The sequence below is a fragment of the Streptomyces bobili genome, from assembly GCF_002154575.1.
Taxonomy (GTDB): domain Bacteria; phylum Actinomycetota; class Actinomycetes; order Streptomycetales; family Streptomycetaceae; genus Streptomyces; species Streptomyces bobili.
This window is the reverse complement of record NZ_MUBA01000016.1, coordinates 1-12,670: the sequence shown is the minus strand read 5'-3', so window position 1 is coordinate 12,670 and position 12,670 is coordinate 1. Positions and strand designations below refer to the sequence as shown.

General features: G+C 72.7%; 13 protein-coding genes. 11 read left to right on the top strand and 2 right to left on the bottom strand.

The features are described from left to right. Positions 1 to 184: 184 nt before the first annotated feature. Positions 185 to 2,752, top strand: coding sequence for a SpoIIE family protein phosphatase (locus tag BZL64_RS01970; protein ID WP_086765434.1), 2,568 nt, complete (start codon positions 185 to 187; stop codon positions 2,750 to 2,752). An 18-nt stretch (positions 2,753 to 2,770) separates the two neighbouring features. On the opposite strand, the gene BZL64_RS01965 is transcribed toward BZL64_RS01970, so the two are convergent. Continuing rightward, positions 2,771 to 3,118 (bottom strand): transglycosylase family protein, encoded by a 348-nt coding sequence (locus BZL64_RS01965; RefSeq protein WP_086765431.1) that lies wholly within the window; start codon positions 3,116 to 3,118, stop codon positions 2,771 to 2,773. 365 nt (positions 3,119 to 3,483) lie between these two features. Between BZL64_RS01965 and BZL64_RS01960 the strand changes: the two genes are divergently transcribed. Beyond that, complete coding sequence (locus tag BZL64_RS01960; protein ID WP_086765428.1) at positions 3,484 to 3,663, top strand: hypothetical protein; 180 nt, start codon at positions 3,484 to 3,486, stop codon at positions 3,661 to 3,663. 205 nt (positions 3,664 to 3,868) lie between these two features. Further along, positions 3,869 to 4,192 (top strand): hypothetical protein, encoded by a 324-nt coding sequence (locus tag BZL64_RS01955; protein WP_086765426.1) that lies wholly within the window; start codon positions 3,869 to 3,871, stop codon positions 4,190 to 4,192. 18 nt (positions 4,193 to 4,210) lie between these two features. Here the strand turns inward: BZL64_RS01955 and BZL64_RS01950 are convergent, their stop codons facing one another. Next, positions 4,211 to 4,504 carry a hypothetical protein gene (locus tag BZL64_RS01950; RefSeq protein ID WP_086765423.1) on the bottom strand — a complete coding sequence of 98 codons (294 nt, stop codon included), beginning with the start codon at positions 4,502 to 4,504 and terminating at the stop codon, positions 4,211 to 4,213. Positions 4,505 to 4,668: 164 nt separating this feature from the next. Between BZL64_RS01950 and BZL64_RS01945 the strand changes: the two genes are divergently transcribed. From BZL64_RS01945 to BZL64_RS01915, 8 genes are all read left to right on the top strand, one after another. Continuing rightward, entirely contained in the window at positions 4,669 to 4,881 is a 213-nt protein-coding gene (locus BZL64_RS01945; protein ID WP_086765456.1) for a hypothetical protein, read from the top strand. 60 nt (positions 4,882 to 4,941) lie between these two features. Continuing rightward, entirely contained in the window at positions 4,942 to 5,262 is a 321-nt protein-coding gene (locus BZL64_RS01940; RefSeq protein WP_086765421.1) for a DUF2795 domain-containing protein, read from the top strand. 289 nt (positions 5,263 to 5,551) lie between these two features. Continuing rightward, a complete protein-coding gene (locus BZL64_RS01935) occupies positions 5,552 to 7,816 on the top strand; it encodes a catalase (RefSeq protein ID WP_086765419.1) in 2,265 nt (754 codons plus the stop codon). A 96-nt stretch (positions 7,817 to 7,912) separates the two neighbouring features. Further along, positions 7,913 to 8,380, top strand: a complete 468-nt coding sequence (locus BZL64_RS01930; RefSeq protein WP_086765417.1) for an MSMEG_6728 family protein — start codon at positions 7,913 to 7,915, stop codon at positions 8,378 to 8,380. Positions 8,381 to 8,470: 90 nt separating this feature from the next. Then, positions 8,471 to 9,970 (top strand): HEAT repeat domain-containing protein, encoded by a 1,500-nt coding sequence (locus BZL64_RS01925; RefSeq protein ID WP_086765415.1) that lies wholly within the window; start codon positions 8,471 to 8,473, stop codon positions 9,968 to 9,970. A 92-nt stretch (positions 9,971 to 10,062) separates the two neighbouring features. Continuing rightward, entirely contained in the window at positions 10,063 to 10,209 is a 147-nt protein-coding gene (locus BZL64_RS40115; protein WP_167396076.1) for a hypothetical protein, read from the top strand. An 87-nt stretch (positions 10,210 to 10,296) separates the two neighbouring features. Continuing rightward, positions 10,297 to 12,204: a molecular chaperone HtpG gene (htpG, locus tag BZL64_RS01920; RefSeq protein WP_086765413.1), complete on the top strand. Its 1,908-nt coding sequence runs from the start codon at positions 10,297 to 10,299 to the stop codon at positions 12,202 to 12,204. 147 nt (positions 12,205 to 12,351) lie between these two features. Continuing rightward, a partial coding sequence (locus tag BZL64_RS01915; protein WP_107430186.1) for a hypothetical protein occupies positions 12,352 to 12,670 on the top strand: 319 nt, incomplete at its 3' end.

The following is a 12,670-nucleotide window of genomic DNA, read 5'->3' as shown; positions in this document are numbered from 1 at the left end:
TCGGCACCGCCGCACACCTGGACCCCGGGTACCGGCACCTCCATGCTCCCTCCCCGCGGTGGATCCCGGAAACGCGAGCCGTCGCGGATCCCGCGGAAGCAGGCCGTCGCGGGCGGCCGGACGGGCCGATGCCGTGCGCATCGGGCGGACTAGCAGGACCATGGTCGTGAAGAGGATGGCAGCCATGGAATCTGCGCGAGACACCCCGGACGGGCCGACGCCCGGCGGACCCGACGGCCGCCCGGAGGGACCTGTGCCCGGCGGACCCGACGGACTCCGCGGCGGCGCGCGCCCCGGCGGGCCCGGCGGAGCGCGCCCCGCCAAACCCGACGACCTGCTCGACGCGTCCACCGACGCGGCGGCCGTCGTCACCGCCGGCGGCATCGTCGTGGGCTGGACCCGAGGCGCCGAGGCGCTGCTCGGCCGCCCCGCCGTCGAGGTGGTCGGCGGCTCCGCCGCGCGTCTGGTGGCGATGCCCGCGGACCCCGCGCGGGTGGCCGGCGTCGCTGAGCGCTGCCGCGCCGGAATGGGCTGGAGCGGACGCATCCGCGTACGCCACCGCGACGGCCGGGCCATGGACGTCGACCTGCGGGTATCCGCCTCCTTCCGCATCGGCCACGACGAGTGCTTCCTGCTCTCGGCCCGCGAACAGCGTCAACGCTGGACGGTCGGCCAGTCCGTCCTCGACGGCTTCCTGACCCGCTCGCCGATCGGCATGGCGGTGATGGACCTGGACCTGCGCTACGTGTGGATGAACGACACCCTGGAGCGCCTCGGCGGAGTGCCCCGCGACGAGCGCCTGGGACGCCGGCTGAGCGAACTGCTCCCCGGAATCCAGGCGGAGACCCTCGAAGGCCTGATGCGCAAGGTCCTGAAGACGGGCACCCCGGTCACCGACTACGAGTACGTGGGATGGAGCTGGGCCGACCCGCACCGGCAGCACGCCTACTCGACCTCGTTCTTCCCCCTGGTCGACGCCGGCGACGCCGTCACCGGGGTCTGCTACATGGTCCTGGACGTCACCGAGCGCTGGAACGCGCGCCGGCTGCTGTCGATGGTCAACGAGGCCGGAACCTGCGTCGGCACCACCCTGGACGTGGTGCGGACGGCCCAGGAACTGGCCGACTTCGCCGTTCCCCGCCTCGCGGACTTCGTCATCGTCGACCTCCTGGAGCCGGTCCTCAGCACCGACGGGCACGGAGCGTGGCTCACCGACGCGGGCCCGGCGCCCGCCAGACCGGAGATGCGCCGCGCGGCGCTGAGGTCGGTGCGGGAGGGCTGCCCGGAGGCCGTGGCACGCGTCGGCGACCGCGTGGCATTCCTGCCGCCGCCGCACGGCATGAGCCTGCTGCTCGGAGGGGAACCGATCCTCCTCCCGGTCCTCGACCCCTCCGACGGCCTGTGGCAGGCCGAGGAGCCCGCGCGGGCCGAGCGGATCCGGGAGTACGGCCTGCACTCGCTCATCTCCGTGCCGATGCGGGCCCGCAACACCGCTCTCGGCCTCACCACGTTCATCCGCTCGCTCAACCCCGTCTCCTTCCACGCCGACGACGTGCTGCTGGCCCGGGAGCTGGTCGCGCGGGCGGCCCTGTGCGTCGACAACGCGCGCCGCTACACGCGCGAACACACGGCCGCGGTCACCCTGCAGCGCAGCCTGCTGCCCGACGTCCTGACCGGCGGCTCGGCGCTGGAGGTCGCCTCCAGCTATCTGCCGGCCGACCCGACGGACGGCGTGGGCGGCGACTGGTTCGACGTGATCCCGCTGTCCGGCGCCCGGGTGGGCCTGGTGGTCGGGGACGTGGTGGGGCACGGCATCACCGCCGCGGCGACGATGGGCCGGCTGCGCACCGCCGTACAGACCCTCGCCGACATGGAGATGCCCCCCGACGAGCTCCTGGCCCACCTGGACGACCTCGTGCTCCGGCTGAGCGCGGAACGCGGCGACGACGAGGCGGCCCGCACGACCGCGGCCACCTTCCTCGGCGCGACCTGCCTCTACGCCGTCTACGACCCCGTCACCCGCCGGTGCTCGATCGCCCGCGCCGGGCACCCGCCCCCCGTCGTCGTCTCGCCGGGCGGAGAGGTCACCTTCCCGCAGGTACCGGCCGGGCCACCGCTGGGGCTGGGCGGCATGGGCTTCGAGACGACCGAGATCGAACTCGCCGAGAACAGCCTCCTGGGCCTCTACACCGACGGCCTCGTCGGCGGAGCCGACCGTGACATGGAGCGGGGCATGGCCCGCCTCGGCGAACTGCTGGCCCAGCCCGGCGCCGATCTCCCCGCCCTGTGCTCCTCGGCGGTACGCAACCTGGTCCCCGTGCCCCAGCCCGACGACATCGCCCTGCTCCTGGTCCGCACCCACGCCCTGGGCGCCGACGACGTCGTCTCCTGGGAGGTCCCCGTGGACCCGGCCGCCGTCGCCGACGTACGGGGCCGCGCGACCCGCCAGGTCGAGGCATGGGGGCTGGGAGACCTGTCGATGACGACCGAACTCCTCGTCAGCGAGCTGGTCACCAACGCGATCCGGTACGCCGCCCCGCCCCTGCGGCTGCGCCTGCTGCGCGACTCCCGGCTGACCTGCGAGGTCTCCGACGCCAGCAGTACGGCCCCCCGGCTGCGGCACGCCCGCAGCACGGACGAGGGGGGCCGGGGCCTGTTCCTCGTCGCCCAGCTCGCCCATCGCTGGGGGGCGCGCTACACATCCGAAGGGAAGATCATCTGGGCCGAGCAGGAGATTCCGCCGCCCCCGTAGGCGGGGGCGGCGGAAGTGCTACGCGCACGCCCAGGCGTTCATGCCCTGCATCGCCGCGAGCCGTCGGGCCACGGCGATCTGCGCCTTCCTGCTCGCCAGGTCGGCCCGCGGCGCGTGTCTGAGCCCGCCCGCGGCGACCCAGCTGCGCTGCGAGAACTGGAGCCCGCCGTAGTGCCCGTTGCCGGTGTTGGCCCGCCAGTTGCCGCCGGACTCACAGCGGGCGATGGCGTCCCAGTCGGCCTCCGCCGGGACGCTCGGGGCCGCTCCGGCGGCGGGGGTCATCACGGTCAGGAGGGCGGCGACGGGAAGGACGAGCCGCAGGGCCGTACGGCGCTGCCGAAGCGGCCCGCGCTGGTGACGCGGCATCAGGTGTTTCTGAAAGGAAAACATGAAAAGTGACATTAAACGGATGAATGCGCCGATGCTCGTCGTCACACCCTTTCCGGGCTCCGTCCGCGGCCTTCCGGGTGACGGCCGTCGTGCGGCCCGCCGGCCTGCGGCAGGCTGCCGCCCGCCGGCCGGGGGAGGGCGCCGGAGTGTCCCCCCTCGCACCCGTCTACGATGTCCAGGCCCCTGCCCGACCGGCGTGGGAGCGAGTCGGCGTCCGGTACGCCGGTCCGACTCGGTGGACAGGGGCCGACAAGGGCGTCGACCCGCCCCGACGAGCGTGCCTGTCCGCCGGCCCAACTGGCCCTGTCGTGGCCGCCGTCTGCCGAAAGTGACGTCCGAACGTGTTCCAGGAAACGCCGATCTTCCATCGTCTCGTCGCCGAGCGGGGCGACATCCCCACCCAGGTGCGGGGCGAGGCCGAGCGGATCCAGCGCGATCTCGCCTCCGTCATCCCGTCCCCGTCCACCGCGGGCAACCTGCCCGCACAGCACTTCCTCGCCGTGCGAGGCCGCCACGAGTGAACCGCCCTCCCGGTCTCGACACCGGGTCGGCCGACAGGACTTGCAGACCTCGTCCCTGCGGTGAGCAGCCGCTTTTGTTTCAGGGTTGGACGACGTCTGAAAATGCCTTCATCTTTTTGCGCAAGAGGGGAGGAGTCGTGAGGATGGCGCGTCAGGGCGCCCCACCGCCATCCATCCGTACGCCCTCACCTCTTGAGGAACCGTCATGCCGCATCTGCTCGCGCACGCCCTGGCCACGGCCGCCGTCACCCTGACCGCCCTGCTGACGATCCCCGTGGCCGCCCACGCCGCGGACGAGGGTCCGCCCGGGACCGCCGCACCCGACTGCGTGCACCACTACGCCGACCGCCGCTACACCACCGTCGTCAACGACTGCGACAGCCCCGTGAGTGTCACCGTCGCGTACAGCGACGCCCGGTGGGCCCCGTGCCGCACCCTGGCCCCGCGCGACACGGCCACCTTCGCCGGTCACGGCTTCGACGGGACCCAGGTCCTCGGCCTCGACACCTGCCTCCCCGCGGCCTCCTGACCGCACCGGGCCGCATGATCAGCTCGCGGCCTCCGGCGCCCGGTCCTGTGCCCGGCGCCGGAGCCTGCCGAGGGCCAGGCCGAGCAGCGCCGTCCCCACGCTGATCACGGCGAGCCGCACCGTCCACTCGCCCACGGCCCCCTGGCCGGCGCCGGCCAGCGCGGGCAGCCGCAGCAGCGCGCTGCTGATCGGGTGGGCGGCCAGGCAGACCAGCAGGACCATCCAGAACGGCGGCTCACGGCGGACGCCCAGTGTCGAGGCGACGAGGATGACGACGACGCCGAGGGCGATGACAAGCGGTGTGGACATCATGGGCACCAGCCTTCCGCCGGACACCCGCGAAAACGTCGGCCGACGGGACGAACGAGACCTCTGTCGCAGGGTGGAGCCCGACCGGCGGCACCGGCGTGTGTGCGTCGCGGGCATCGGGTACTCGGCCCGCGACCTGTTCGACCTGCGCGGAAGGGATGGCCGTGATGACGGTGCCGGAGGAGAACCGGAAGAAGACCGACACGACCGACGAAGTGATCGGCGAGGGCGCCGGCACCGAGGCTTCCTCCGAGCCGGGTGCGGCGACGGGCCGCACGATGCGTCAGGCGATGGAGGACGCCGGTGTCCGCTCCGAGGACTACCAGGGCTCGGAGGGCGCCGAGGGGTCCAGGGGCTCGAAGGGGGCGAGTGGGTCCTAGCTTCGGACACCCGGCAGGACCCCCCCACCGCAGCGCGAGCAGAGCGGAAGGAGACATGTCATGGCGCACACCGATGTGCCGGAGGTGCTGCACTCGCTGAAGGACGTCCGCTTCCCGGCGGGCAAGGACCAACTGGTCGAGGCCGCCCGCCGGGCCGGCGCCTCCGAGGAAGTGGTCAAGGCGCTGCGCGCGGTTCCGCAGGAGGAGTACACGTCGCCGCAGGACGTGGCGCGGTCGGTCCGCACGGACCCCGACTCCGACCTCGGACACACCGCGGCACAGCGCGCCGAGCAGGCACGCGAAGGCGGCAAGCAGGGCATGTCGCAGCACCTGCGGGACGTTCCCAGGACGCCGATCCAGGAAGAACTGGACGAGGGCTGACGGGCGTCGCCCGCTCACCCGGCTGGTGGACGAGCCCCTGCGGGGGACGCGGCCCCGTGCCAGATTGGTGCACGGAACCAGCCTGACCGCAGCGATGCGTGCGCCTCGTCGGTGTCGCGTTCCCCCTGGCCGAGGCCGCCGGTCCGCGACGCACGGCAGCGGGCAGACGTCACGTGCCCCCGCGGTTGCCGTTGCGCCGGTCGCTGTTCCGGCGGTCGCCGGACCGCCGTGCGGCCCGCGCACGCGGCAAGCCCACCAGCCGCCCCACGACCGAGAAGCGAAGGAAGCGATGAGCGAGAGCAATCCCATCAAGCGGGCGGCGGAGAAGGTCGCCGAGACCCTGAGCGGCGACGGAGGCGGACCACCGGACGGCATCCCCGGGAAGCCGGGCCCCGAGTCCCCTCCGGTCGCGGAGCCGACCCGGCCCAGGGACCCCCTCCCGCCGAAGCCGGACCAGACCGGCCCCGACACCGTGTCCCCGACGGGGCAGCCGACGGGCGCCGACCAGGCCCGCTTCGCCCAGTCCGGCAGCTATCTGACGAACGCCCAGGGGACCCGCCTCCCCGACACCGACCACTCGCTCAAGGCGGGGCCGCGCGGCCCCGTTCTCCTCCAGGATCACCACCTGCGCGAGAAGGTCATGCACTTCGACCACGAGCGCATCCCGGAGCGCGTGGTCCACGCCCGCGGCGCGGCGGCCCACGGGGTGTTCCAGAGCTACGGCACCGCGTCCTCCGTGACGAAGGCCGCCTTCCTCGCCGAGGACGAGGAGACGCCCGTCTTCGTGCGTTTCTCCACGGTGCTGGGATCGCGCGGCTCCTCCGACACCGTGCGGGACACCCGCGGATTCGCGACGAAGTTCTACACCAGCGAGGGCGTCTTCGACCTGGTCGGCAACAACATCCCCGTCTTCTTCATCCAGGACGCCATCAAGTTCCCGGACGTCATCCACGCCGGCAAACCGCATCCGGACCGTGAGATCCCGCAGGCCCAGAGCGCGCACGACACCTTCTGGGACTTCGTCACCCTGCACACCGAGGCCACCCACCACACCCTGTGGAACATGTCCGACCGGGGCATCCCGCGCTCCTACCGCACGATGGAGGGCTTCGGCGTCCACACCTTCCGCCTGGTCGCCGCCGACGGCGGCACGACGCTGGTGAAGTTCCACTGGAAGCCCAAGCTGGGCGTGCACTCCCTGGTGTGGGAGGAGGCGCAGATCATCAACGGCGTCGACCCCGACTTCCACCGCCGGGATCTCGCCGACGCCATCGAGGCGGGCGCGTACCCCCGGTGGGAGCTGGGCATCCAGACCTTCCCGGACACCCCGGACCAGACCTTCCAGGGAATCGACCTGCTGGATCCGACCAACATCGTGCCCGAGGAACTCGCCCCCGTACGGCCGGTCGGACTGCTGACCCTGAACCGCAACCCGTCGAACTTCTTCGCCGAGACCGAACAGGTCGCCTTCCACGTCGGCCACCTCGTGCCCGGCATCGACATCACCGACGACCCGCTGCTCGCCGGACGCCTGTTCTCCTACCTCGACACCCAGATCACCCGGCTCGGCGGCCCCAACTTCCCGCAGCTGCCCATCAACCGGCCGCACGCCCCGGTCAACGACATGCTGCGTGACGGTCTGCACCAGACGGCCGTGCACCGCGGCGCAGCCCCCTACCGTCCCAACTCCCTCGACGGAGGCTGTCCGTTCACCGCCGGAGCGGACACCGGCGCCTACATCGAGTCGCCGGTACCGGTTCCCGAGTCCACCAAGGTGCGGGACGCCCCCGAGTCGTTCGCGGACCACTTCAGCCAGCCGCGCCGGTTCTGGCTCAGCATGAGCCCGGTCGAACGCGAGCACATCATCGGCGCCTACACCTTCGAACTCTCCAAGTGCTACGAACAGGCCATCAGGGAACGGGCGTTGCGGGTCCTGGCCAACATCGACCCGGAGCTGTGCGCCGAGGTGGCCACCGGCCTCGGTCTGCCGGCCCCGGAGCCGACCGTGCCGCTCGCCGACGTCGAGCCGAGTCCGGCCCTGTCGCAGGTCGGCCACACCTGGCCCACGGACGGCCGGGTCGTCGGCATCGTCTCGGGCCCGGACGGCGACCTCGAAGGCGTACGCGCCGTACGCGACGCCGTCCTCGAAGGCGGCATGGTTCCCCTGGTGATCGGCCCGGTCGGCGGAACCCTCGGCCCGCTGACGGTGCAACGCACCTACGCCAACGCCCGGTCCGTCGAGTTCGACGCGCTGCTGCTGGCCGGAACCCCCGCCGTGGGCAGCGACGCCTACGGCGCCCGAGACGCCAAGGGGCTCCCCGCCCCCTCCGACGGTGCACCCACGGACCCGCGCGTCGGCCTCCTGGTGTCCGAGGCCTTCCGCCACGGCAAGGCCATCGGCGCCTGGGCGGGCGGCGAAACCGTCCTGGCCGCCTCCGCCGTGCCCGCCGACGCACCCGGCGTGGTCGTCACCACCTCGGGCACGGCCGCCCTGGAACAGCTCACCCGCCTCCTGGGCGAACACCGCGTCTGGGACAGGTTCGCCGCGGCCTGACCCCCCGGCCCGGCTCACGACGGCTCACCCCCGCCGGACACCGGCCGCAGGCTCCCGCGGCCTGCGGCCGGCCCGTTCCACCACCAGGGGCGGCCCATGCAGACCTTCCTCCCGCACGCCGACTTCACCGCGTCCGCCGCGGCCCTTGATCCGCGGCGGCTGGGGAAGCAACGCGTCGAGGCACTCCAGGTGCTGCGCGGGCTGACCGTCCCCGGCTACGGCTGGCGGCATCATCCGGCGGTCCGCATGTGGGCCGGATACGAGGAGGCCCTGGTGCGCTACGGCCTGGAGGTCTGCGGGGTGTGGACCGCCGGCGGGCGCGCCGACACCTGCGCCGCCTCCCTCATGACCGACTTCGCCGGCAGCCATGGCGACATCGGCGTACGCACGCAGCGGGAGCTGGGCGGCGCCGGTGAACTCCCGCCGTGGCTGGGCGATGTGGACTTCCACCGCGGCCACCGGTCCGCGCTCGTGCGCAAGGACCCGGACTTCTACGCCCGACTCTTCCCGGACGTTCCCGACGACCTGCCTTACGTGTGGCCGGCCTCCGACCGGACCTCCTGACGGGCCGAGCCCGCGACCGGTGCCGCACCTCTCGTGCGGCACCCGTGTACAACCTCCGCGCCGCTGAGGAGTCTTCCTTTCCGGGGTGCCATGACGGCCGAACACCAGATCGCCCATTTCCTGCGGGAGCTGGCGGGCGCGGACGCGCAGCGCCGTGCGGCGGCGGCCAAAGGGCTCGGGGCGATCGGCCGCGCCGGGCACGCGACCGCCCTGGCGCGGGCCGCCGAGGACCGCGACCCCGCGGTGCGCGCCGCCGCGGCGCACGGCCTGGGCCGGCTCGGAGCGCGCGAGGCCGGCCGCGACCCGCTGGTGAAACTGATGCACGACCAGGACCGGGACGTACGGCGCCGGGCCCTGCTCGCCACGGTCCGGCTCGGGCTGGACGGCACTGCGGTGACGGAGGCGTTCGCGCGACTGCTGGGCGAACCGGACCGGCATCTGCGGATCAACGCCCTGGCCGGTCTCGACGCGTTGGGCGCACCGGGCGACGCCTCGACGCTGGTGGCGGCGCTGGGTGACGCGGACGCGGCGGTGTGGGGCCGGGCGAGCAGCCTGCTGTACCGGTTCCGGGACGACCCCGCCGTCCGCGCGGAGGTGACGCGAACGGCCCGCGAGGGCACGGGCGCCGCTCGGGCGCGAGTCCTGGAGAGGCTGCCGGACCGCTGCACCGAAGGGCTGCACGCCATGCTGCTCGACGGCTTGCGCGACCCGTCGGCGCAGGTGCGCGTCGAGGCGGCGCGGCGGCTGCTCAAGGCGGGCGGCGGCGCGGCCGTGGATGCCCTGGCCACCGCCCTCGACGACGAGTCGGACCCGGAAGCCGCGGGCCGTCTGCTCATCATGCTCGGCGCACGGGGCGACCGCCGGGCGACCGGTCCGGCCCTACGGTGGCTGAACCACCCCGACGCCGGACCGAGGGCCGCTTTCGCCCTGGGCGGCATCGGCACCGAGACCACCGCCGAGCGCCTGCGGACGGCGCTGGACGAGCGGACGCTGCCCGGCCCGACCCGGGCGGCAGCCGCCCGCGCCGTCGGGAAGTCGGGCGCCTGGGACGCCGTATGGCTGCTGCTTCCGCTGCTCGACGACGCCGACGGGGAGCTGCGGGCCGGCGTCGTCGACGGCTTGGGCGCGCTGGCCGACGGCGGGCTGCGGCTGTGGGAGCGGCACCCGGTGGCGTGGGCGCTGACCGCCCACCTCGCCGCCGGAGGCGACGACATCTGGCGCACCCGCAACGCGCTCGCCGGCCTGACACAGGCCCTGCCCGCCGTGCGCCGCCTGGCCGGCCGGGCGGACGCAGGGGAGGTCCGGGCCGCCGCGCTGTCCCTGCTGGACGCCGACGACCCGTCGGACGGCCGTGCCCATGGCGACGCGCGGCGCTTCGTCGAGGCACTGGACGATCCGCACGAGGCCGTCCGCTACCACGCGGCACTCGGCCTCACGCGGTGGACGGCGGCCGGCGGGGAACTGCCTCCGGGCAGCGGCGGCGAAGTGCGCGACCGGCTGGCCCGGCTGGGAGCCGCCGACCCCTCGCGAAGGCTGCGGCGGGCCGCGACGGAAGCTCTGGAGGCGCTCGGACGCGTCACGGACGCCTGAACTCGCCCGTGACGACCGGATTCCGGCCTGATCGGGCCCCGGCCGGGTAGGTGAACGAGGACCGGTGAGCGAACCGACCACAGGAGAGTGAGATGGCGTCCGTCATCCAGCGCATCAAGGAGTTCACCCGGAGCCCGCAGGGCCGCCGGACCGTCGAGCAGGTGCGCCGCGCGGCGTCCGATCCGCGCCGGCGTTCCCAGGCGCGCCGGCTGCTGGAACGATTGCGCACCAAGCGGTAGGCGCCGGGCACGCCGGTGACCGGCTGTTCTAAAGTGACTGCCGTCAGTCAGTGACCGATGACTGGGACGGAGAGGTAGTCGCTCATCATGCCGACCGAAACGTTTGAGTTCCGCGTAGAGGCCCGTCAGCTCCTGCAGTTGATGATCCACTCGATCTACTCGAACAAGGATGTCTTCCTGCGTGAACTCGTCTCCAACGCCTCGGACGCGTTGGACAAGCTGCGCCTGGCGGCGCTGCGCGACGACACGCTGGACGCCGACGTGTCCGACCTGCACATCGACATCGAGGCCGACGGCGAGGCCCGCACTCTCACCGTGCGGGACAACGGCATCGGCATGTCGTACGACGAGGTGGCGGAGCTGATCGGCACCATCGCCAACTCCGGTACGGCGAAGTTCCTCGAACAGCTGCGGCAGGCCGACGAGGCGGCCGACGCCGAAGGCCTCATCGGCCAGTTCGGCGTCGGTTTCTACTCCAGCTTCATGGTGGCGGACGAGGTCACCCTGGTGACCCGACGGGCCGGCGAGACGCAGGGCACCCGCTGGTCGTCGCGCGGCGAGGGCACGTACACGCTGGAGACGGCCGACGAGGCGCCGCAGGGCACCACGATCACCCTCCACCTCAAGCCGGCCGACCCCGAGAACCAGTTGCACGACTACACCTCGCCCTGGAAGCTCAGGGAGATCGTCAAGCGGTACTCGGACTTCATCACCTGGCCGATCCGGATGACCCCGCAGGCTCCCGCGGGCGACGACGGCGACACACCGCGCGAACCCGAGACGCTCAACTCGATGAAGGCGCTCTGGGCTCGGTCGCGCGACGAGGTGAAGGACGAGGAGTACCACGAGCTCTACAAGCACATCAGCCACGACTGGCAGAATCCCCTGGAGACGATCCGTCTCCAGGCGGAGGGCACCTTCGAGTACCAGGCGCTGCTCTTCATCCCCTCGCACGCCCCGCACGACCTGTTCACCCAGGGCTACAAGCGCGGCGTCCAGCTGTACGTCAAGCGCGTCTTCATCATGGACGACTGCGAGGCGCTCCTCCCGCCGTACCTGCGCTTCGTGAAGGGCGTCGTCGACGCCCAGGACCTCTCGCTCAACGTGTCGCGCGAGATCCTCCAGCAGGACCGCCACATCCAGATGATGCACCGGCGGCTGGCGAAGAAGGTCCTGTCCTCCGTGAAGGGCATGATGACCGCGGCCCCCGACCGGTACGCCACGTTCTGGCGGGAGTTCGGCCCGGTCCTCAAGGAAGGACTGGTGACGGACTCCGAGAACCGCGAAGCCCTCCTCGCCGTCTCCTCGTTCGCCACCACGCACGACGCCGCCGAGCCGACGACGCTCAAGCAGTACGTGGAGCGGATGAAGGACGGCCAGGACGCCGTCTACTACCTGACCGGCGAATCCCGCGAGGGCATCGAGAACTCGCCCCACATGGAGGCCTTCCGGGACCGCGGCATCGAGGTCCTGCTGCTGACCGACCCGGTCGACGAGGTGTGGACCGACGCGGTCGCCGAGTTCGACGGCAAGCCGCTGCGGTCCGTCGCCAAGGGCGAGATCGCCCTCGACGGCGACGGCGAGGACAAGCCCGCGGAGGACCGGGAGAAGCGGAACGAGGAGTACGCCGAACTGCTCACCTGGATGAAGGAGCAGCTCGGGGAGGACATCAAGGAGGTCCGCCTGTCCTCCCGGCTCACGGTCTCCCCGGCCTGCCTGGTCTCCGACACGGGCGACCTGACCCCGGCGCTGGAGAACCTCTACCGCTCGATGGGCCAGGACGTCCCCCGTGCCCAGCGCATCCTCGAACTGAACCCGGACCACACGCTCGTGAAGGGCCTCAACCGCGCCCTGAGCGACCGTGCGGACCGGACCGGGCTCGCCGAGGACGCTGAGCTGCTGCACGGTCTCGCGGTCCTCGCGGAGGGCGGCCGGCCGAAGGAGCCCGCCCGCTTCACGCAACTCCTCGCGGAACGCCTCGAACGAGCTCTCTAGGCCTGCCCGGTGGGCGGCGGCGCGCCCGGCGACGCCGCCCACGACGGAATGTCAGCGGTGTACTGAAGAATGCGCGGAAGCGAGATCAACTCCGGGCATGACGGGGTAGGCGGTCTCGAGTCCCTGCCCCGAAAGAGGTCACCGCTGATGCCGCTCTCCGCGATCCGGCCACCGTCCGCCGACACGCCCCGCACCCCGGCCCCGGCCGACATCCTGCGCACCGTCTCGGACGCCCGCACCCCGGTCTTCGTCACCGTGCATGCCAACGGCCGCCGCAGGTACAGCTATTGGCGCCCGCTGGACTCCACCACCGGCAGAGGCGGCTGCTACGCCGCCCTTCCCACCGCCGAGTGCGACGAACTCCTGTCCGCCGGCCGCATAGCCCTCGGCGACCCCCTCACCGACCCCACGAAGACCACCTACCGGGTCCGTCCGGTCCGCACCCCGCAGACCCCCGCCCGCATCC